This window comes from Paracoccus sp. (in: a-proteobacteria), assembly GCF_047973135.1.
Classification (GTDB): domain Bacteria; phylum Pseudomonadota; class Alphaproteobacteria; order Rhodobacterales; family Rhodobacteraceae; genus Paracoccus.
The window spans coordinates 1-21,620 of record NZ_JBKEBL010000174.1 but is presented as its reverse complement, the minus strand read 5'-3'; the positions used below and the strand labels follow the sequence as shown (position 1 = coordinate 21,620).

Sequence of the window (21,620 nt, the reverse complement as noted above, 5' to 3'; positions counted from 1 at the left end):
ACGGTGGATGTTCACCCGGCTCAGTCCCTCAATGCAGCAAGAAACCCGTCCCAGCTTTCTGCAATGGGATGGATTGAAGCTTCTCCGTCATCGGGCGCATTTTCCAGATCCAAATACACTACTGCCGGAAACTTGCCGTTTCGATAATCAAAGGCAAATATCCCATTACCCGTATCCGATGAGAAGGGGACCATGCTTTGTACGACATTTTCATCGTAGTAATTATCCAACGCGCGAAACCAGTACCAGACATTCATCGACCTTCCGGTACCTTTGAAATCTTCTTTGGAAAAAAAGAGCGGGCCAACTGGCACGCCCCCCCAGCTGATCGCTACCACATTCGGAACAGGTGTTTCACCGCAGTGGATCTTGACTGTATTCCGATAGCCTTCAGGCAAGATCACGCCTCGCCGTTTTTGTACCAAGTCCAAATCCGTGTCGCTGACAGATGGCAGTTCGGTTTCGCATCTTTCCCACGTGATGTTCATATCATAAGCCTTGAGCTTGGTCAGCATTCTATAGCGAAAAATCTTGGGAATTACAACGCTATTTCTCGAAGAAAGGCCGCATTTTTACTATGATTTACCCCATATCGACATACCCCCGAGATGGCCAAAATCCGCGTGAATGTCTTTATCCACTAACTGCATTTTTCCAGTATCCTGATGGTGATGCCAAGTCAAACCTGGCGGCGACGAAGATTTTGCAGAACCCTCCATCAGCCAATCATACTGCTGATCTGTCAGTCCCATTTTTTCCTTCAAACCGGGGTCTTTCGTTAGTTCTTCCCGCAACGCCTCGTTCGAGGCCTTGAAATGTGCACTTTTACTGCCCGTGCCGATATGCTGGGCATCCAAAAATATATCTGCCTTAGAGTCAAATACCGGGAAGCCGTCGGCATCATAGGTAAGGGTCTCGCCAGTCGTTTTGGTGTAGGTCGCAGAGCCGTCAGCATGTGTCACAGTCTTGGTGGAATCAATGTCCGTTCTAGGCTCATTTATCTTGCCGGTTGTACCGTTTGCCTTCGTCACCTCAAGACTACCATCCGGCCTGCGGTTGACAGTTGGAGAATCGCCGACCTTGATCACGCGTCCATCGGGCAGCTGTTTCGCCGAACCGACCGCGTCATCAACCACCAATGGCGCGCGCCGGGCCCCGGCCGCAATTGCGTCGTCAAGCTTGCTGATCATCCCCTGGATCGCGTCCTGCGCCGATTTTGGCAGCTTGCCGAGGACGGATTCGGGGATGGCTTTCAGGGCCTTTTGCAAACCCTCCAGCATCGGGCGGACCTTGTCCATGAATTTGGCGCTGCGGCCCGCCAGATCGACGACGTTTTCTATCGTCTTGACCCATTTCTCAAGCTTGCCGACCTTGGCCAGATCGCCCAGATAGGGGACCATTCCGGCAGCCGAGATCAGCGCGTCGCCAATCTTCCCCCGGAACAACGAAATCAGCGCATTTGCCCCGTCCGACACCGGCGTCGGATCGACGATACCGGATACATCCAGCGCCATCTGCGCCAGATCGGCATAGACCTCGCCCTCGGACGGCTGACCGCCGCTGGCTGCGGCACCGGGATTGCCCGGAGCATTCGCCAGCGCCGGAGCTTCCAGTCCGTCATATTGTCTGGCGTCAAGGCGGACATCACCCCTTGCGACCTCGTTCAGGGCCCAGAGGCGCGAACCCGTGGTGGCATCGGAAGAAAGCAGCATGTCGCGGCCACCTTCGGTCTCCATCACGTCGGCGATGTTCGACGCCATGACATCGCGGGCCATCTTGTCCTGAGGGCTGTCGCCCGGCTGTCGCGCCAGTGCGATTGCCTCGGCCATCTTGCGCCGATACTCTGGCGAGGCACCCGCCCCTCCTTTGTCGGCAAAGAAAAGCGAAGTCGCCAGCGCCTGTTGACTTTGTTCGGTCAGCCGCCCCGGATCTGCTGCCAGCGACCAGGCGTTTTGCCGTGTGTTCTGATCGGTATTTGCAAGTCGCCTGGAAAGCGCGGTCTCGTTGCCCTGATAGCTTTGCGCGACTGCGCCGATATCCAGCTTTGCCGCAGCATCGAACATTTCGCCATGCCGCTGTGTCGTGCCTTCGGCAGTAATGATTGCGCCTGCCGTACGGATTGCGTCGTCTTCACCAAGCGCGGGTGCCGCCAACGCCCTGGCAAGAGTGCGGCTGGCAGCTGAATCGCCGCGCACCGCATCCACCGCTTCGTCGATATTTTCGCGCCGGCCACCATTGTCGTCGGTCTGACCGTCCCATGCCTTGACAGATTCTTCGGCCAGATAGGTGCGTTCCGCTGGGGTAAGCCTGCCTAATGACGAATCGCCGCGCAGAGCCTCGCCTACCCGCTCTCCGCCATTACTGTCCAGGCGAATTGGCCCGACCTTGGTTTGGTGTCTGGCATTTTCAGTGACAAAACGGTCTATTTCTGCCTGCCGTTCGGGGGCGGGTTTCGCCGCAGGAGCACTGCCCCTGGCGTGCGGTTCTGGCAGCGAAGGCCCGAATGTCGGCGCGCTGGCCGGAGGGCTGGTCGGTGGCTGAGCAGGCTTGTTCGCCGGCAGAGACGGCAGAAGTTTCTGAGGTGCCAGAGGGGTCGGACGGGCGGACGGTTTGCGGACAGGATCAATTCCCATGACCGTAATTCCTTGCGATTTAAAACAGATAAATTACGGCACAAAACTAGGCCGCACGGAAAAAAGGGCTGATTTGTGGCCAGTGTAGCCCAGCAATGGTCCCCTGAGAATAAACCAGCCGTTTGTCAGCGAACATTCGCCGGTTTTTATAAATAGTGACGTAAATACAAAAATATATGCAGAAAAATCATGCGCCTTTGCTGTATCGGGAACGCCTGACGCTTCGGTAACACCCCGCTACATCCGCGCGGAATTCACCAGATCCTCGTTGATCTCGATGCCCAATCCCGGCCCGGTCGGCAGGTTCACATAGCCTTCGCCGTGCCAGACCGGCCTGTCCACCAGATCCTTCTGTGCGGGGCCATAGACGGGTTGCAGTTCCAGCAGGGTGCAGGCGGGACAGGCGAAGCTGAGGGCCTGGCTGGCCGCGCCGACGATCGCGGTCGAGAAGTTGTGCGCATTCGCCTGCCGGCGGTTCAGGGCGCAGATATCGGCGGCCTTGCGAAAGCCGGTAATGCCTTCGACGCGGCCGGGATCCAGACCGATGACATCCACGGTTCCGGTGCCGACGATCCGTTGCACCCCCCGCGCGTTCCATTCCCTTTCGCCATAGGCGATGCGGATGCCTGACGCGGCGCGCAGCGCGGCATAGCCCTGCGGGTCGTCATGGCCCAACGGTTCCTCAAGCCAGGCGACGCCGCGTTCCTCGAAGGCGCGGGCGCGGCGGATGGCGGTGGGTACATCCCAGAAGTTTCGGACGCCAAGGTCGATCATCAGATTCTTGCCCGGCCCCATTGCCGCCTGCACCTTGTCCACAAATTCCAGATCGCGCGCCTCGTCAAAGCCCAGATGCGCATCGCCCGCCTTGCCGAACCCCACCTTGGCCCCATGCAGGCCGGTATCGGTATGCGCGGCGATTTCGGCGGCCATCTCATCGATGCTGGCCTTTGTGCCATGCAGGCTGGCGATGGCGGGCAGGCGGTCGCGGACCGGGCCGCCCAGAAGGTCCAGCACGCTGACCCCCAGTTGCTTGCCCTTCAGATCCCACAGCGCAATGTCAATGCCGGATATGGCCAGCGACGCGATGCCCGATCCGGTGCCATACCACCAGCTTTGATCTTTCAGTTTCAGCCAGATCGCTTCGGTATGCAGCGGGTTTTGCCCGATCACCAGCGGGGCCATGCCCTCGACGATCTTCGCGGCGGCCAGCGTCGCCTCGGGAAAGAAGGCACAGGCCTCGCCCCAGCCGGTGCGGCCATCGCTATCGGTGATCCTGACCAGACAGACCGAGCGGAACCGGTTGTGATCGGTCGGTTCCTGGTACGAGACCGGAATCGCCTCGACGCTGTGGACTTTCATCGGATGCCCTTTCCTCAGGATCGCGTCATCATCTTGCGAAAGAATTCGTCGCGGACGTCAAGCAGGATTTCGTCGTGCACGCGCGCATCGGGGCCACACAGCCATGCCATGATGCTGGCCGGAACCTCGGGACGGACCAGATCTCCTTGCGCGATCTTGCTGACCGGGTTCAGCCCGGCGGTGCGGATTTCTGCCTGCATGCCGGTATCGGTGGGTGGGATGCCGACAAAGCGAAAGGCGACCTCGCCTCGGTCCAGATCCTTGGCGAACATCAGCGTCAGCATCCGCGCGCCCGCCTTCGAGGCGCAATAGGCGGCCCATCCCTCCATCGGGGTTGTCGCGGCCCCGGTTCCCGCATTGATCACGATCCCCCGCGATGCCCGCAACAGCGGCAGGGCGGCGCAGGTCATACGGTGCAGGCCCAGTACATTCACCTCATGCGCATTGCGCAGGGATTCGGTGGGCAGGGTATCCACATGGCCGATAGGCGCGATGGTTCCGGCGTTGTTGACCAGCGCATCAAGGGTGCCCGCCTCGGCCCGGATCCGGGTGATGACCGACGCGACAGAGGCGGCGTCGGTCACGTCCAGATCAACCGTTGTGCAGCGTTCAGGCTGGTCCGAAAGCGTGGGGTCCGCCTCGCGGTAAATGCCCGCATAGACGCGCGCGCCCTTTGCCGCCAGCATTCCGGCGAGGGTCGCCCCGATGCCACGACCGGCACCGGTGACAAGGATGGTCCGGCCCGACAGGTCGGGAACGTCGATCGGGGACAGGTCGAACATCGGTCGTGATTTCCTTCTTGACAGATGAATTGGTAAGGCCAATTAATTGGTAATGTGACCGAGCCCGCAAGTCAAAGCCTATCTGGCCGGTCCGCAGCGAGGAGGGGCGCCATGCGCAAAACACGTTTCGGGCTGACAAGGCCGGACGTCGCGGATATTTGCAAAAGCGGGTTTTCGACACCCTGGGATGCGCCCATGGTGCCCCCCTTTCCGTTCGAGTTCCGCAATGCGGAAGTGCTGACCGTTTATTGGCGCACCGACCCCGAGGCGATGGCGTTCCTGCTGCCTCCGCCGCTGGAACCGGTCGGCGACGTCGTCTGCGCGCATATCTACCGGATGAACGATACCGACTGGATCGGCCCCTATGCCGAGGCGAATGTGATGTTCGCCGCGCGTCTGGGCGACCGGGTCGGGGCCTATTCGCCCTATCTGGTGCTGTCTTCGGATATTGGCGTGGCCCATGGTCGAGAGGTGCATGGTCAGCCGAAAAAGCTGGGCCAGCCGGGGCTGGAGTTTCGCGGCGATCTGATCGTCGGGCAGGTCGAACGCAACGGAATCGATGTGATCACCGCCACCATGCCCTACAAACAGCGCCGCATCGGCGCGGACGGGCTGAAGCCGCATTTCGATTTTGCGACCAATATCAACCTCAAGGCGGTTGATCATATCAACGGCCACCCGGCCATCAGGCAACTGACCAGCCGTCGGCTGGACAATGTCCGCGTTCACGAGGCCTGGACCGGGCCGGCGACCGTCGAATTGCGCCCCAACGCCCAACTTCCGGTGTTTCGCCTGCCGGTTCTGGAACCGCTGGAGGGTATTTTCTGGCGGGCGGATTTCACGCTGGTCGCCGGTGAAATCGTTCACGATTACCTTGAGGACAGTGCATGAACCGTAAAGTCGTCGTCACCGACCACACCTTTCCCGACCTCGCCGCAGAACAGGCCGCCGCCCGCGAGGCCGGTGCAGATTTCGCGGCGTATCAGTGCAAGACCGATGCCGAAGTGGCCGAGGCCGTCGCCGGGGCGGATGCCGTCGCCGTACAGTTCGCGGCCTTTGGCCCGCTGGCCGCCGCCTCGGTCAAGCCCGGCGCGACGGTGATCCGCTATGGCGTGGGCTACGACAATATCGACCTTGCCGCCGCCCGCGCGGCCGGGCTGAAGGTCGGATATGTGCCCGATTACTGCGCCGACGAGGTGGCCGACCACACAGCCGCCGCGATCCTGACGCTTCTTCGCAGGCTGGCGGGGCTGGATCGTTCGGTCCGGGCGGGGGAATGGGCTGCTGTGCGGGTGGCCAGTCCGCTGAAACCGTCCAGCGAAACTGTCATCGGCTTTTTCGGCATGGGTCAGATCGGCCGCGCGGTGAGAGCGCGGCTGGCGGGCTTTGGCTTTCGCTTCATCGCCGCTGATCCGGGGCTGACGCCTGACCTTGCCAAAGCCGCCGGTGTAACACTGGTGGACAATGGCGGGCTGCTGGCACAGGCGGACCTGATTTCGCTGCACGCGCCCGCAACGGCGGAAACCACCGGCTTTTTCAACGCCGAAAGGCTGGCCCGGATGCAGCCCCATGCGATGATCGTCAATTCCGCGCGCGGCCTTCTGATCGACGAGGATGATCTGGCCGCCGCGCTGGTTGCGGGCACCATTGGCGGCGCGGCGCTGGATGTGTTCCGAACCGAGCCGCTGCCCGCCGCATCGCCGCTGCGCAGCGCGCCGAACTGTCTGCTGACGCCCCATGCCGCCTGGTATTCCGACGCGGCCATAGGCCGGTTGCAGGGGCTGGTAGCCGGGGATCTGGCCCGTGCGCTGCGAGGCGAGCCGCCGCGCAAGCCCGTTCCCAACCCATAAGAACCGAACGATTTCAACAGAGGAGGAAACCATGAGATTACCCCGGACCCTTGGCCTTGCGGCCGCTCTGACCGTCGGCGCGGCAGGCATCGCCAGCGCGCAAACCGCCATCGAGGGCGGCAAGGATGTGAACATGGTGCTGCTGCCCAAATTCCTTGGCATCCTTGTTTTCGATCAGGCCAACGAAGGCGCGACCGAGGCGCATCAGGAACTGGCCAATCCCGGCAAGCTGCTGTTCGTCGGGCCAACGCCTGAAAACTCGGTCGCAGGGCAGATCGAGATCATGACGACCTCGGCCACGCAGGGGCAGGGCGCGGTGATGCTGTCGAACAACGCGGGCGACCAGATCGCCCCCGCCGCGCAGGCCGCGCAAAAGGCCGGCACCCGCGTCGTGACCTGGGACAGCCCGATCCCCGGCGGTCAGGGCGAGGATGTGTTTGTCGCGCAGGTCGATTTCGGGTCGATCGGCACGGTGATGGCTGACATGGCCCATTCGATCCTGGGCGGAAAGGGTCAGATGGCGGTGCTGTCGGCAACGCCCGACGCCGCCAATCAGAACGCCTGGATCGCCTCGATGCAAGAGGCGCTGAAGGACGAGAAATATGCCGGGATCGAGCTGGTGGACATTGTCTATGGCGACGATCAGGCCGAAGTCAGCTATAACCGCGCGCTGTCTCTGGTCGATCAGTACCCGGATCTGGGTGTGATCATGTCGCCCACGACCGTCGGCATTCAGGCCGCCGCCAAGGCGATGCAGGACGAGGGGCTGTGCGACAAGGTCAAGGTCTCGGGGCTGGGTCTGCCGTCGGAAATGCTGTCCTACACGATGAACGGCTGCGCGCCGGAATTTACCCTGTGGGATTTCCGCGACCTTGGCTATCTGACCTATTACACCGCCTACGGGCTGGCGACCGGCCAGTTGAAAGGCGAGGTCGGCGAAAGCTTTACCGCAGGCCGGATGGGCGACTACACCATCGAAGAGGATCCGGGCCGCCCCGGCGCGAAACGCATCCTGATGGGACCGTTCACCGTCTATAACAGCGAAAACGTCGAAGCCGCGGCCAAATAGGCGAAAGGCCCGCGACCGTGCGCCGGTCGCGGGCCCGTCAGGAGAAGCACATGGCCCAGCCAATCATGCAGTTGCGCGGCGTGTCCAAGTCCTTTGGCATGACGCACGCGCTGACCGACCTGTCGCTTGATCTTTACCCCGGCGAGGTTCACGCCCTTGTCGGCGAGAACGGCGCCGGAAAATCGACCATGATCAAGATCATGACCGGCATCCACCAGCCCGACAGGGGCGAGGTTCTTGTCGATGGCACCCAGCAGCGGATCATGGGTCCGCAGGCGGCGGGTGTCCTTGGCATCGCCGCGATCTATCAGGAACCGATGGTCTTTCCCGATCTGGACGTGACCGAGAACATCTTTATCAGCGCCCGCAGCGAGGGCCTGTTGCGGCGTCCCGCCCGGCAGGCCCGCAAGGCACGCGACCTGATCGCGCGGATCGGTATCGACATGGATGTGGATCAGGTGGCCAGCGGCCTGACCCTTGCCGAACAGCAAGCGGTCGAAATCGCGCGCGCCCTGTCCGAGGACGTGCGCGTCCTGATCATGGACGAACCCACCGCGTCGCTTTCCGCACACGAAGCCGCGCGGCTGCGCCGTATCGCCACTGCGCTGGCGGCTGACGGGGTCGCGGTGGTCTATATCTCGCACCGGCTGGAAGAGATCTTTGAAATCGCCGACCGGGTAACGGTGATCCGCGACGGCACCCATATTTCAACCCGCCCCATCGCCGAAGTCACCTCTGACGGGATGATCGCCGAGATGGTCGGTCGCGAGGTGGGAAATTATCTGGACAAGGCACCGGGCACCGCGACGGATGAGGTCGCGCTGGAGGTCAGGGGGCTGTCGCTGGCCGGCGTGTTCGAGGATATCGGTTTTGACCTGCACCGGGGCGAGGTGATCTGCATGGCCGGTCTGGTCGGCGCGCGGCGCACCGATGTGGCGCTGTCGCTGTTCGGCGTGACGCCCGCGACCGGCGGCACCATTCGCATCCGGGGCCGCGAACAGCGCATCACCCGACCGCGTCAGGCGATGGAGGCGGGCATCGCCTATGTCTCCGAGGATCGCCGCAAGCTGGGCCTGTCCATGCCGATGCCGATCCGCGCCAATATCAGCGTCGCGACTCTGGCCGGGTTTCTGGACCGCTGGGGCCTGCTGAATGTCGAACAGGAACGCAACGTCGCCGAAACCTATCGCCAGCGGCTGAACATCCGTACGCCGGATGTGGAAATCGCGGTCGGCACGTTGTCGGGCGGCAATCAGCAAAAGGTCATGCTGGCCAAGTGGCTGAACATGCAGCCCGACATCCTGATCTTTGACGAACCGACGCGCGGCATCGATGTCGGCGCCAAGGCCGAGGTGCATGACCTGATCCGCGAATTTGCTGCCGCCGGAGGCGCGGCCATCGTGATTTCATCCGACCTGCCCGAGGTACTGGCCCTTGGCGACCGCATCCTTGTCATGCGCGAGGGGCGACAAATGGGCATGCTGGACGCCGCCGGGGCGACACAGGAACGGATCATGGTTCTGGCCACCGGTCAGGCCGCAATGCAGGAGGCGTCGTGATGATGCGCGTCATCGACAGGCTGAATCCGCAGACGCTGCGCATCCTTGCGCTGCTGGTCGTGGTCGGGCTGGTGCTGTTGTTCTTTTCGCTGGTGGTGCCGAATTACCTGAACGGGCGGCTGTTCAACCGCATCTCCAGTTCCGTGGCAATCATGGCGCTGATTGCCACGGCGCAGACGCTGGTGATCATCACCCGCAATATCGACCTGTCCATCGGGTCCGTGGTCGGCTTTGTCGCCTTTGCAACCGGCAGCCTTGTCAGCAACAACCCCGATATCGGGCCGGTCGCCCTTGTCGCCTATGCGATGGTACTGGGGGCGATGTTCGGCGCGATCAACGGTGCGCTGGTTGCCTTTGCGCGTGTGCCCTCGATCATCGTGACACTGGGGACGATGGCTCTGTTCCGGTCGGCGCTGGTCGAATATTCGGGATCGACCTCGATTTCGACGGCGAATCTGCCGCAATGGCTGGTTTCGTTTCCGAACGCGGTTCTGTGGCAATGGGGCGGGATGCAGTTCCGCGCCGGATTCGTTGCCGCCGTGGCCGTGGTGTTGCTGGTCCATGTCGCGCTGACCCGGCTGCGCGCGGCCCGCAGGCTTTATGCCATCGGCTCGAACCCCGAAGCGGCGGCGATGGCGGGCATCGACACCGGCAGGACCGTGTTCGTGGCCTTTGTCCTTGCGGGCGCTCTGGCCGGGCTTGGCGGCTTCATGTTTCTTGCGCGCTTCGGCACGATCACCGTTGTCGCTGGCCTTGGGTTCGAGCTGAAATCCGTCGCCGCGTCGGTCGTGGGCGGGGTCAATATCTTTGGCGGATCGGGCACGGTCATCGGTGCACTGATCGGGGCGATCCTTGTCGATCTGATTGATTCCAGCCTGGTGCGGTGGGCGCTGGTCAGCGAATTCTGGCGCGAGGCGGTTCTGGGCGTGCTGATCCTGCTGTCGGTCGCGACCGACGCGCTGCTGATGCGCCGCCTGATGGCCGCACGTCAGGCCCGCGAACACCGCAAGGCCGAGGACAGGATTGCCGCAGAACTGGCGGCACAACAGGGGGCAAAGGCATGAACGGGCTTTCAAGGCTGAAAAGCTGGGAGGGGTTCCTGCTGGCCGCTCTTGTCGTCATTGTCATCGCGAACACGATGCTGGCGCCGCAGTTCCTGACGCTGTCCAACCAGATCAACATGTTTCAGTTGTCGATCGAAAAGATCATCGTCGCGCTTGTCATGACGCTGATCATCATCAATGGCGAGATTGACCTGTCCGTCGGCTCGATGATGGGGCTGGCGGCCTGTGCCTTCGGGTGGATGTTCGCCAACGGAATGCCCGCCGGGCTGGCTTGCGTGATCGTCCTGCTGATCGGCGTGGCGGGGGGCGCGCTGAACGGCTGGTTCATCGCGCGGATCGGCCTTCCTTCGCTGGTCGTGACGTTGGCCACGCTGATCGGGTTCAGGGGGCTGGCGCGGGTGCTGGTCGAGGATCGCGGCATCACCGGCTTTCCCGACTGGTTCGACGCCCTTGGCCAGCGCGGCCTGATCGGGCCGGTGCCACTGTCGATCATCCTGTTCGCGACGCTGTTTCTGGTCTTTTATGTCGTGCTTCAGCGCAGCGGCTTTGGGCGCAAAACCTATCTGATCGGCAACAGCCGCGAGGTCGCGACCTATGCCGGCATCGACACGGCGCGTCACAAGCTGATCCTGTTCATGGCCTCGGGCGCGGTCTCGGCGCTGGCGGGCCTGTTGTTCGCCGCGCGTGTGGGCGCGGTCCGCGGCGATGTCGCCAACGGGTTCGAACTGGACATCATAACCATGGTCCTTCTGGGCGGGATCAGCATCTTTGGCGGCTCGGGCAGCCTGTGGGGCACGCTGCTGGCGGTGCTGATCGTGCTGAACCTGCGCAACGGGATGGCGCTGCTGAACATCACCGGGCATATCCAGACCGGCATCATCGGCATCCTGCTGATCGGCTCGGTCATCGCGCCCCGGATCAGGCTGGGCGCAATATTCGCAAGACCTGCCAAACCGGCAGGAGAAGGATCATGATCATGGGGGATAAACCTTCCATATTCCTGCAAGAGGCACCCATCGCCCGGCAATCCGTGGCCGAGATGGTGGCCAAACGTATCCTTGAGATGGTGACATCGCGTTCGCTGCAACCCGGCGACCAGCTTCCGCCCGAACGCGAACTGGCCGAGATGCTGGACGTGTCGCGACCGTCGGTCCGCGAGGCGATCCGGGGCCTGTCGATCCTTGGCGTGGTCAAGGTCCGGCAGGGCGGCGGTGCCTTCATCAGCCGGCTGGACGCCGACGCGCTGCTGGGACCGATCCGCTTTTTCCTGTCGCTTGAGGATATGAACCTGCGCGAGCTTTACGATGCCCGCGCCCTGATCGAGGGCGATGTGGCGCGGCGCGCGGCGCTGGCCATGTCAGATACCGCCATCGACGCGCTGCAGCGGCTGCTGGATGAACAGCCCGGCACGATTTCCGATCCCAAGGCGTTCCGCGTGGCCGATCTGCGTTTCCACGAGGCGATCTGGGCAGGCTGCGGCAACGCTTTCCTCAAGCGTATCGGCGAAAGCCTGAACTCGCTTGGCCTGGAATTTCGCCGCCGGGCATCCGAGAATCCGAAGGTTCTGGAACAAAGCCTCAAGGATCACCGCCGCCTGTTCGAGGCGATTCGGGCGCGCGACCCTTCGGGCGCGGCGCTGGCGGCGGAACAGCATATGCAGAACGTCTATAACTCGACGGTCGCGCAGGATTCTCAGGGAGGGGGAACATGACGGCAAGAATTGGCGTGGTCGGCATCGGCTGGTGGGCGACCGTGAACCACATCCCGACAATCCGGGACTGCCCCGAGGCCGAAATCGTGGCGATCTGCGATCTGGACGCGGGGCGGCTGAAGGCTGCGGGCGACAAGTTCGGCATTGCCGCGCGTTATCAGGATCTGGATCAGATGCTGGCCCGCGAAAGGCTGGACGGGGTGATGGTCTCGACCCCGCACACCGCCCATGCCGCGCCCGCCATTGCCGCGCTGCGGGCGGGCTGTCATGTGCTGGTGGAAAAGCCCATGGCAACGACCGGGGCCGATGGCCGCGCCATTGCCGACGCGGCCAGGGCCGCCGGAAAAGAGGTCATAATCCCGACCGCGATCAACTTTACCCGCTTTACCGCGCAGGCGGTGGACTGGGTGCGCGCGGGCCGGATCGGCAGGCTGCGTCATGCCGTCTGCCAGATGGGCTCGGCGCTTGATGACCTGTTCGCGGGCCAGCCAATGCTGGAAACCGAGGGCGATCTGTTCCGCCCCCCGGCCTCGACCTGGGCCGATCCGGCGCGCGCGGGTGGCTATGGCTGGGGTCAGATGTCGCATTCGCTGGCATGGCTGACCCATGTCGGCGATCTGGCATTTGACTGCGTCTGTTGCATGGATGGCAAGTCGGCATCGGGGGTGGATTATTATGATGCCGCCTGCGCGCGGACGACAAGCGGGGCCACCGTCGCGCTGTCGGGATCGGCAACCATGCCCAAGCACAAGGGCCTGCATGTCGATATCCGCCTTTACGGATCCGAGGGGGTGATCATGTTCGACACCGAACGCGCGCGCCTGACGCTAAGCCGTCTGGATAGCACCGAAGAGGCATTCGACATCACCCCGGCCGAGGCGCATTATGACGGCACGCTGCCGGTGCGGGCCTTTGCGCGGCTTTGCGCGGGCGAGGATGTGGTCAACGCGTCCGACGCCGAATGCGGTGCCCGCGTGACCGAGGCGTTGGAGGCAATGTACCGGTCCGCCGCGACCGGGCAACTGACCCGGATCGGAGGCTGACATGTATCTTTCGCTGACCGCCTGGTCGCTGCCATCCTGCACCCTGCAAGAGGCCGCAGATATTTCCCGCGCAGTTGGGATCGCGGCGCTGGATGTGGGGCTGTTCTATCGTTCGGCGCTGGACAAGACGCGGATCCTGTCCGACCCAAAGGGGGCCGCCGAATGTCTGGCGGGCCTGGGGGTCCGCTTGCCGAATTACTATCACCTGTTCGGCGACGGGCTGGACGGGCGCAATCTGGCCCTGCCCGGCACGATGGATGACAACCTGCGCGATCTGGCACAGGTGCTGACCTTTGCCGACGCCGCCGGAATCGGGACAGTGTTCATCCTGCCCGGCGTGGTCAATCCGGGCCAGAGCCGCGAACAGGCCGCAGCGGCCTCTGCCGCGTCGCTGCGCGAGATGGTGGCGCTGGCGCAGGGGTACAAAGCCACGCTGTGCATCGAACCGCATGTTCATTCCTTCGCCGAATCCCCCTCGGTCGTGCGGCGTCTGGTGGACGAAACCGGCATTCGTCTGGCGCTGGATTATGCGCATTTTGCCTGTCTGGGTTATCGGCAAGAGGAAATCGACCCGCTGGCCCCCTTTGCCGCGCATGTGCATCTGAGGCAGGCGCGGATGGGCGCGCTGCAAACCAAATTCGCCCAAGGCACGCTGAACTTCCCTGCCATGTTCGGCACGCTGCGGGACGCCGGCTATCAGGGCGCGCTGGCGATCGAGCCGGTTCATCAGGATTACATGGATACGCTTTATGATGATGTCCTGACCGAAATCATCGCCTTGCGCGATTGTTATACTGCCTGGAAGGAGGGCGCGTGATGGCTTCTTACGCATGGGTTCTTGAGGTCCGTCCCGGATACGAGGACGAATACCGCAAACGCCACGATGAAATCTGGCCCGAAATGCTGGAAACGCTGCGCAAGGCGGGCATTTCGAATTACAACATCTTCCGCCACGGGCTGACGCTGTTCGGCTATTTCGAGACCGACAATCTTGACGCTGCGATCCGTCATCTGGCCGATTGCCCGGTCAACCGGAAATGGGGCGAATGGATGGGCCCGATCATGAAGATCGAGGCCGACCCGACGACCAGTTTTCCCTATCTGCTGCCGCTTCAGTTCCAGATGAAGTAACCCGGCATCCACATCTTCGCGCAGCGAGGATTTGCGGGGCAGCGCCGAACTTGCCCCGATAGATATTTATTAAATACTGATCTGTGCAGTTAATACTCGACACCGGCTTTTGTCCGGTCCAGACAGGGTGTGTTGACGCCGGATCACGGTTCGACAGCCTCGCGGGTATTCACGGTTCGCACCGCCGAGAGGTTCAGTTGAGTTGTCAGTGGTAGGGAAAACGCGGGCATGCACATGCGCTGCGCGGTTTTCGGCGCTCTTGGGGCAAATCGTATCGCATCGCTGCCGTTTTTGGCGAATTTTACATTGGAGGGTATCAAAATGGTGCCAAAATCAATCGCAATTATCGGCGGCGGAATCTCGGGGTTATCTGTCGCCTATACGTTGATCACCAGCCAATACACAGGGGCGATCACCGTCTTTGAGGCCAAGCCGACACTGGGCGGCAATGCCGATACGGTCGAACTGCTGCTTGGAACCGATTATCGCGGTGCGGCACCAAAGCCGTTCACGCGGATTGCCGATCTGGGCGTGAATGACATCAACCTGTCCTCTTACAAGCGGGTGGCGCAGGCGATGACGACCATCAATTATTGTCAGCCCGGCTTTCCCGACGACGGGGCACTGCGCCCGCTGGAGGATTCGGCCTGCTTCTTCACGCCGGACGGGCGCGAAATCTGGACGATGGATCAGTACCTGATCGAAAAGTCATCCCCTCACAGCGGCGTGGTGGATCTGCGCTTTTCGCTGGACAACCCGGATAACCCGCACAGCGTAAGGTTGAAGGACGCCGAACAGAAATTCATGCAGCGGGCGGCGCAGGATTTCGGCCCCGACCAGAATCCCGGCGAACAGCCGGAATATTGGACCTATTCGGTTCGCAGATATGTCGAATATTTCCGCAATACCTATCTGACCGGGCCTGCGCCCCTGTTCGATCCGGCCATGCTGGACGAAGTGGCGCGCCTGTTTCTGATGCCGCGCATTGCCGCGATGTATTTCGCCGCAGATACCGGCCCCGAGGACATGCCGTTCCGCGGCGTGATGAACTATTACCGCCTGCAAGAGGGGTACGGCACGGGCAAAGCGCCCGACCGGCGCTATTTCACCCACGGCTCGCAGGACTGGATCAACGCGCTTGCTAACTGGCTGCAAGGCCGGGGTGTGACCATTGTGCAGGGCTTTCGCGCGCAGGTGGCCAGCACCGAGGCAAACGGCGCACCTGCGGTCATCATCCGCGACGCGGAAAACCAACATCCCCCGCATGTTGTCGATGCGGTGGTGATGGCGGCCCATGCCGATGACCAGCTTAACGCCTTTTCGCGCGGAGACACGCTGCTGGACGAGGGGATGGCATCGGATCTGGGCCGCATTCAGCACGCCGTCAGCCGCGCAGTCGCCCATACCTGGGCCGAGGTGCTGCCTTCGAATGTGGGATGTTGGCGCAGTTATAACGTGACAATCCGGTCGGGACAGGGCCTGATGCCCTATCAGATGACCTATGTCGAGAACCGGCATCGCAACGACGCGCTGAGTCCCGAATATGACCGCTTTGGCCTGCCCACCTATTTCGTGACGCTGAATCCGGCCCCGCCAATTCCCGATGCCCATGTCCTGCGGCTGAAGCCGGATACCGTCAAGGGGCGCCTGGGACGCAGGCCCGGCTTTCACCCGCCGGATCATGCGGGCGACGCACATGCCGACAAGGCGGTGATCTGGTTCCGGCACACCGTGATGACGCCGACATTGCTGGACATTCAGGACAGATTGCCGCAGCGTCAAGGCATGTCGGACGGTCGGGTCTTTTTCGCGGGCTGCTGGACGAACGGCGCCGGCCTGCATGAACAGTGCTTCGAACAGGCCGAAAGGGTCGTCGCGGCAATGGGCGTCACTCAGGACACCTGATGGAACTTGACGACGTACTGGAACGGATCAGCCTGACGGACTATCGGCGTCTGTTCCAGAGTCATGACATCGACCTGACGCTTGCCCAAAAGCTGAGCGACGGCGACCTGAGGGAAATCGGGATCGCATCGCTTGGCCACCGGCGCAAGCTTCTGGCCGCCTTCGCCGCTGTCAAGGACGACCCGCCGGCAATAGCCCGGCGCAGCGTCGTGGTGCTGTTCGCCGATCTGGTGGATTCGACGCTAATCACGCGCGGGCTGGACCCCGAACAGGCCTTTGACCTGATATCATCCTTTTTCGCGATCCTCGATGACGAGACTGCGCGCGAAGGCGGTACGGTCGAGCGTCATCTGGGCGATGCGCTGATGGCGGTGTTCGGTGCCCCGAACGCGCGCGGGGACGAGGCGTTGCGGGCCGCGCGGCTGGGGCTGGGGCTGCATCACAAGCTTGCCAGGCTGGGGCAGTCACGCGGGCTGGATCTGAAGCTGCGGATCGGTATCGCCGCGGGCGAGGCCGTCGTGCGCAACGCCAGCGCAGGGGGGCTGTCGGTGGTCGGTGCCTCGGTCAATCTTGCCGCGCGGCTGGCCAGTTCGGCCGAGCCGGGCGAAACGCTTGTGACCGACCAGATCCGCGCGGCCTGTGGTGCCGCTGTGCGCATCGGCGATTCCTCCAGTCACAGGTTCAAGGGATTCGAAGGCAAGATCCGGTGCTGGCAGGTTCTGGGCCTTGCCGATGAGGGAAGCTGGGTTCCCGTGGGAAGATCCGACGAACGGCAGCGGTTCGACACGGTGCTAAGCGATCTGGACCAGAACCGGACCGGGCAGTTGATCATCCTGCGCGGCGAGGCCGGGATCGGCAAGACCTCGCTTCTGTCGTTGTGGCTTGGCGCGGCGCGGGGCAAGGGGTTTCAGACCCATGTGATCAGGGTGCTGGATTTCGGCGGCGCTCAGGGCGCGGCGGTCATTGCCGACATCACCGACGCGCTGTCTCCGCTTGCCAATCTGCCTGAAATGACGCAGGCGTGGCTGGACGCCATGGCAGGCAAGGCGATGCCTTCCGACAAGGCCGCCATGATCGAGGCCGCCGCGCCCGAAATGCGGACGGCAAGGCAGTTCGAGGCGCTTGAGGCCCTGTTCCGCAGCGCTGCGGCCGCCTCGGCCCTGCTGATCGCCGTCGAGGATACGCATTGGGCCGACCAGACCACCCTGTCGCTGCTGTCCCGCCTGTGCCGACTTGCGGGCGAGATACCGCTGATCGTGGTGGCAACGACGCGGCTTGAGGGCGATCAACTGGGGCCTGACTGGCGCGCCGGTCTGGACAGGACTCCGATCTGGACGGTCGAGCTGGGTCCGCTCACCCCGACTGAATGTCAGCTTCTGGCGCGGGCCATCATCAGCGCCGGAGACCTGACGCAGCGCGCCATTACCGTATCGGGTGGACATCCCCTGTATCTGGAACAACTTTTGCGGCACGGGATCGAGGATTTCTCGTCCGGGGTTCCGCCGTCGATCCAGACGCTGATTCAGGCACGCGTGGACATGCTGGACCGGGATAATCGCCGCGCGGTGCAGGCGGCGGCGGTTCTGGGGCAGAAATTCACGCGACAGGCGCTGCGGGCATTGCTGGGATGGCGGGGCTATGATCCCTCTCCGCTGGTCGAACGGCGCATCCTGCATCGCGACGGCGACGGCGACGGGCTGGCCTTTCACCACGCGCTGATCCGCGACTGCGTCTATGCCAGCCTGCTGACCGCCGAACGGATCGCCTTTCACCGGGCCGCCGCCGACTGGCACGGCCCACTTGATCCCGCGCTGCGGGCCGAACATCTGGCGATGATCGGCGCAACCGAGACGGCGCAGGCCTATCTTGAGGCCGCCGAAGCTGCGGCGGGCACGATGAACCATGCCGACGCGATGCGCCTTGCCGGGACGGGGCGGACCTGCGCGAAGGACAGCGCCACCGAACTGAAGCTGTTGATGCGGCAGGCCCATTCTGCGCACGAGGCCAACCGCCCGCAGGAAGCCATTGCCCTGTTCGACGAGGTCGAGGCTCATCCTGCCCACGACCCGGTGATCCGGATCCAGGCGCAGATCGGCAAGATCATCACCATGCGCCTGATCGATTGGGGCGCACAGGCGGCCGAGACCTGCGACAAGGCCGAAAAGGCCGCCCGCGCCGCAAATCTGAGCCCGGAACTGTCCGAAATCCTGTATCTGCGCGGATCGCTGCGCTTTCCCACTGGTGATTTCAAAGGCTCGCTTGCCGCGCATGCCGAGGCGCTGACGCTGGCGTCGGAACTGAACAGCCCCCGGCTGATGGCGGCGGCCCTGTCCGGTCGCGGTGATGCGCTTTATGCGCAGGGGCGAATGCGCTCGGCCCGCGCGGCCTTTGACGATTGCCTGCTGCTGTGTGAAACGCATGGGCTAAGCCGGATCAAGGCCGCGAACCTGTTCATGCGCGGCACCACGCGGATCTATACGCTGGACTGGCAGGGTGCGCTGGACGACGCGTACGCCTCGGTCGAACTGGCGCAGGCCATGGGACATTCCCGCGCCGAGATCGTCTCGCGGCTGACGGCGGGATGGGTGCTGGCGTGGTCCGGCGCATGGAACGCAGCCGAGCAAGAGGTGAATCGCGGGCTGGCGCTGGTCGAGGCCACAGGTGCCCGCAGGTTCCGTCCCTTCCTTGCCGAAACTCTGGGTCATGTCGCCCACCTGCGGGGCGACAGCGCCCGCGCCGTCGCGATTCTGGATGAGGCACTGGGCGAACTGCGCCAGCTTGGGATCCAGCAGTTCATCGGGCCGTGGGTCGTGGGCTCGCTGGCACTGGCGCTTGGCGCGGGGGACAGGCAGAACGCGCTGCTGGCCGAGGGCGAAACGCTGCTGGCGACGGGCGCGATCGGGCATAATCACTATCAGTTCCGCCGCCTCGCCATCGAGGCCGCCATCGCCCGCAAAGATCCCGCCACCGCCCGCCACCACGCCGCAGCACTGGCGGATTTTGTCAGCGACGAGCCGACGGAATACAGTCAGGCCCTGCACGATATGGCACATGGAGACACCGCCGAATGGCCGTCAACCGACGCCGCCCGAAACCACCACGCCCGATATAGCTGACGGAAGCCAATTTGATCATCAAATTGGCGCAGCATCAGCGTCAAATCAAATGGTTATAGCCTGACAACATAATGAGAAGAAAGTCGTCAGGCTATAGACCGGCGGGGCATCGGACAAATTTCGCGCCGACGGCCGGGAACAACCGCATCGTCACCCGGCGCGGCGAAACAGCGCTTTCCCGGTCTTTTCGGATCAATCTTGCCGGGCGTCACCCTGCTTCGTTACCCGGTTGTCAAGGAAGGATGCACCCGCGATGCCTCGCGGTGTCACATTTCTGACAGGACAGGCATGTAAGCAAGCGGCGTATTTTGACTTCGCCACTGTGAACAAGCCAGGGAAACCGGATTATGGACATGAAATCGACCGTCAATCTGTCATGGGACGAATTTGACGAATTGCGCGACCCGCGACCCGCCACAAGCGATTTCGACCGCGTTGTCGATCATGCCATGTCGCGGCGCGGGTTTCTGGGCAGCGTGCTGGCCTTCGGATCGGGCGCAATGGTCTTTGGCGCCGGGGTTCCCGGCGCGGCACGCGCGGCCAGCGCGCAACCATCCGCTTTTCCCTTTGCTCCCATCGGCATCGCCACCGATTTCGACATTCATCTGCCCGAGGGGTATCGCTGGAAGCCGCTGGTCAAATGGGGTCAGCCGCTGTTCGCCGATGCCGAGGGCGTATATTCCCCCGAAACCGGCGTGCCGGTCGCGTTGTCAGACCGCGTCTTTGGTGAAAATACCGACGGGATGGAACTGTTCGTAATCGACGGCAGGCAGGTGATCGCCGTCAATTCCGAATATGCCAACCCGGAAATCAACCTGCCCGCCAGATCGGGGGGCATGGCGGCAAGCGCCGATGAAGCGACCTTGCTGAAGAACATTCAGGGCGTCACCGTGATAGAGATTGCCGATACCGGCAAGGGTTACGAGGTGGTCCTTGACAGCCCCTTCAACCGCCGCATCACCCATGACACGCCAATGACCATGGACGGCCCCGCCGCCGGGTCCGGGCTGGTCCGCACCAATGCCGATGCCGAAGGAATGTCGCCCCGTGGCACGATGAACAACTGCGGATCGGGCAAGACGCTTTGGGGCACCTTTCTGACCTGCGAGGAAAACTTCAACGGCTATTTCGGCACCTCCGACAGCAGCGAGGCCGGCCAGCAGCGCAGCGACGGCGAGAACCGCTATGGCATCGGTAATGAAAGCCGCTATGCCTATGAGAAATTCGATCCGCGCTTTGACCTGAGCAAAGAGCCGAACGAACCCAACCGCCACGGCTGGATCACCGAAATCGACCCCTCGGACGCGGCAGGCACGCCAGTCAAGCATACCGCCCTTGGCCGGTTCAAGCACGAAAATGCCGAGATGGTGCAGGCCGCCGATGGCCGGATCGTGGTCTATATGGGCGATGATGAGCGCGGCGAGTTCATCTATCGTTACGTCTCGGACAGCACCTGGGCAGAGGGTCAGCCGACCGATACCTTGTTGTCCGACGGCACGCTATATGTGGCGCGTTTCCACGACGACCAAACCGGCGAATGGATCGCGCTGACCCCCGAGGCAACCGGCATGTCGCAGGCCGAGATCCTGGTCTTTGCGCGCATGGCGGGGTCACGGGTCGGGGCGACCACGATGGACCGCCCGGAATGGATCGCCTGCCACCCGCTGCGGCCCGAGGCCTATTGCGCATTGACCAACAACTCGAAACGCGGGATCGAACCGAATGCAGGGGGCGATGCGACTCCGGTGGGCGGACCGAACCCGCGTCAGGCCAATGAATACGGCCAAGTCCTGCGCTGGAGGCCCGAAGGCGGCGATCACGGCGCGGACGGGTTCGAATGGGATTTGTTCGTGATGGCGGGCAATCCTTCCGTGCATGAGGACGCCTATGGGGGATCGGCGAATGTAACAGCGGGCAACATGTTCAACTCGCCCGACGGGATGGCCTTTGACAGCACCGGCTTGCTGTGGATCCAGACCGATGGCAATGACAGCAATGCTGACAACTTCGCCGGCATGGGCAATAACCAGATGCTGATCGGCAACCCTGACAGCGGCGAGATCGCCCGCTTTCTGACCGCGCCAAACGGTGCCGAAGTCACCGGCCTGTGCTGGTCTGCGGACCGCAGGACAGCCTTTGTCGGCATCCAGCATCCGGGCGGATCCTGGCCCGACGGCGTGGGCAAGCCGCGTTCTTCGGTCATCGCCATCTGGCGCGAGGATGGCGCGACGCTGGGCTGACGGTCATTGCCGAAGGCCGGGGATGGGTGCGCTGATCTGGTCTCTGGCGGGTGTTTTCGGCGGGGCGCGAAATCCCATGCAAATGCGGGGCTTTGTGCTGCTTGCTGCTTGCACAGGGGCGGCGCAGGATATGAACAGCCTGCACCCCGCCGCCGCGC

At 62.9% G+C, this 21,620-nt stretch carries 17 protein-coding genes; 13 read left to right on the top strand and 4 right to left on the bottom strand.

Translation table 11 applies throughout. The annotated features are described in order from the left end of the window. Positions 1–20 precede the first annotated feature (20 nt). From ACK5L9_RS13495 to ACK5L9_RS13480, 4 genes are all read right to left on the bottom strand, one after another. Positions 21–488: an SMI1/KNR4 family protein gene (locus ACK5L9_RS13495; RefSeq protein WP_416911986.1), complete on the bottom strand. Its 468-nt coding sequence runs from the start codon at positions 486–488 to the stop codon at positions 21–23. A gap of 87 nt (positions 489–575) precedes the next feature. Further along, positions 576–2,633, bottom strand: a complete 2,058-nt coding sequence (locus ACK5L9_RS13490) for an HNH endonuclease (protein ID WP_416911985.1) — start codon at positions 2,631–2,633, stop codon at positions 576–578. 237 nt (positions 2,634–2,870) lie between these two features. After that, complete coding sequence (locus tag ACK5L9_RS13485) at positions 2,871–3,992, bottom strand: mandelate racemase/muconate lactonizing enzyme family protein (protein WP_416911984.1); 1,122 nt, start codon at positions 3,990–3,992, stop codon at positions 2,871–2,873. Positions 3,993–4,006: 14 nt separating this feature from the next. Next, positions 4,007–4,774, bottom strand: coding sequence for an SDR family oxidoreductase (locus ACK5L9_RS13480; RefSeq protein ID WP_416911983.1), 768 nt, complete (start codon positions 4,772–4,774; stop codon positions 4,007–4,009). A gap of 111 nt (positions 4,775–4,885) precedes the next feature. On the opposite strand from ACK5L9_RS13480, the gene ACK5L9_RS13475 reads away from it, so the two are divergent. From ACK5L9_RS13475 to ACK5L9_RS13415, 13 genes are all read left to right on the top strand, one after another. Next, positions 4,886–5,665, top strand: a complete 780-nt coding sequence (locus ACK5L9_RS13475) for an acetoacetate decarboxylase (RefSeq protein ID WP_416911982.1) — start codon at positions 4,886–4,888, stop codon at positions 5,663–5,665. After that, entirely contained in the window at positions 5,662–6,624 is a 963-nt protein-coding gene (locus tag ACK5L9_RS13470) for a C-terminal binding protein (protein WP_416911981.1), read from the top strand. Before ACK5L9_RS13475 ends, ACK5L9_RS13470 begins: the two co-directional genes overlap by 4 nt. A gap of 31 nt (positions 6,625–6,655) precedes the next feature. Continuing rightward, positions 6,656–7,693 carry a rhamnose ABC transporter substrate-binding protein gene (locus tag ACK5L9_RS13465; RefSeq protein ID WP_416911980.1) on the top strand — a complete coding sequence of 346 codons (1,038 nt, stop codon included), beginning with the start codon at positions 6,656–6,658 and terminating at the stop codon, positions 7,691–7,693. 50 nt (positions 7,694–7,743) lie between these two features. Further along, positions 7,744–9,252 carry a sugar ABC transporter ATP-binding protein gene (locus ACK5L9_RS13460; protein ID WP_416911979.1) on the top strand — a complete coding sequence of 503 codons (1,509 nt, stop codon included), beginning with the start codon at positions 7,744–7,746 and terminating at the stop codon, positions 9,250–9,252. Further along, on the top strand, positions 9,252–10,316 hold the full coding sequence (locus ACK5L9_RS13455; RefSeq protein WP_416911978.1) for an ABC transporter permease: 1,065 nt from the start codon (positions 9,252–9,254) through the stop codon (positions 10,314–10,316). Before ACK5L9_RS13460 ends, ACK5L9_RS13455 begins: the two co-directional genes overlap by 1 nt. Further along, the gene (locus ACK5L9_RS13450) at positions 10,313–11,290 is read left to right on the top strand and encodes an ABC transporter permease (RefSeq protein WP_416911977.1); all 978 of its coding nucleotides are present in this window, start codon (positions 10,313–10,315) and stop codon (positions 11,288–11,290) included. The genes ACK5L9_RS13455 and ACK5L9_RS13450 overlap by 4 nt, the downstream gene beginning before the upstream one ends. A 2-nt stretch (positions 11,291–11,292) precedes the next feature. Then, positions 11,293–12,027, top strand: a complete 735-nt coding sequence (locus tag ACK5L9_RS13445) for a FadR/GntR family transcriptional regulator (RefSeq protein ID WP_416911976.1) — start codon at positions 11,293–11,295, stop codon at positions 12,025–12,027. Continuing rightward, the gene (locus tag ACK5L9_RS13440) at positions 12,024–13,070 is read left to right on the top strand and encodes a Gfo/Idh/MocA family protein (RefSeq protein ID WP_416911975.1); all 1,047 of its coding nucleotides are present in this window, start codon (positions 12,024–12,026) and stop codon (positions 13,068–13,070) included. The genes ACK5L9_RS13445 and ACK5L9_RS13440 overlap by 4 nt, the downstream gene beginning before the upstream one ends. 1 nt (position 13,071) lies before the next feature. Continuing rightward, a complete protein-coding gene (locus ACK5L9_RS13435) occupies positions 13,072–13,887 on the top strand; it encodes a sugar phosphate isomerase/epimerase family protein (protein ID WP_416911974.1) in 816 nt (271 codons plus the stop codon). Next, entirely contained in the window at positions 13,887–14,201 is a 315-nt protein-coding gene (locus ACK5L9_RS13430; protein ID WP_416911973.1) for an L-rhamnose mutarotase, read from the top strand. The genes ACK5L9_RS13435 and ACK5L9_RS13430 overlap by 1 nt, the downstream gene beginning before the upstream one ends. 321 nt (positions 14,202–14,522) lie before the next feature. After that, entirely contained in the window at positions 14,523–16,106 is a 1,584-nt protein-coding gene (locus ACK5L9_RS13425) for an NAD(P)-binding protein (RefSeq protein WP_416911972.1), read from the top strand. Beyond that, on the top strand, positions 16,106–19,222 hold the full coding sequence (locus tag ACK5L9_RS13420) for an AAA family ATPase (RefSeq protein ID WP_416911971.1): 3,117 nt from the start codon (positions 16,106–16,108) through the stop codon (positions 19,220–19,222). The genes ACK5L9_RS13425 and ACK5L9_RS13420 overlap by 1 nt, the downstream gene beginning before the upstream one ends. A 347-nt stretch (positions 19,223–19,569) precedes the next feature. Further along, entirely contained in the window at positions 19,570–21,462 is a 1,893-nt protein-coding gene (locus tag ACK5L9_RS13415) for a PhoX family protein (protein WP_416911970.1), read from the top strand. Positions 21,463–21,620 lie beyond the last annotated feature (158 nt).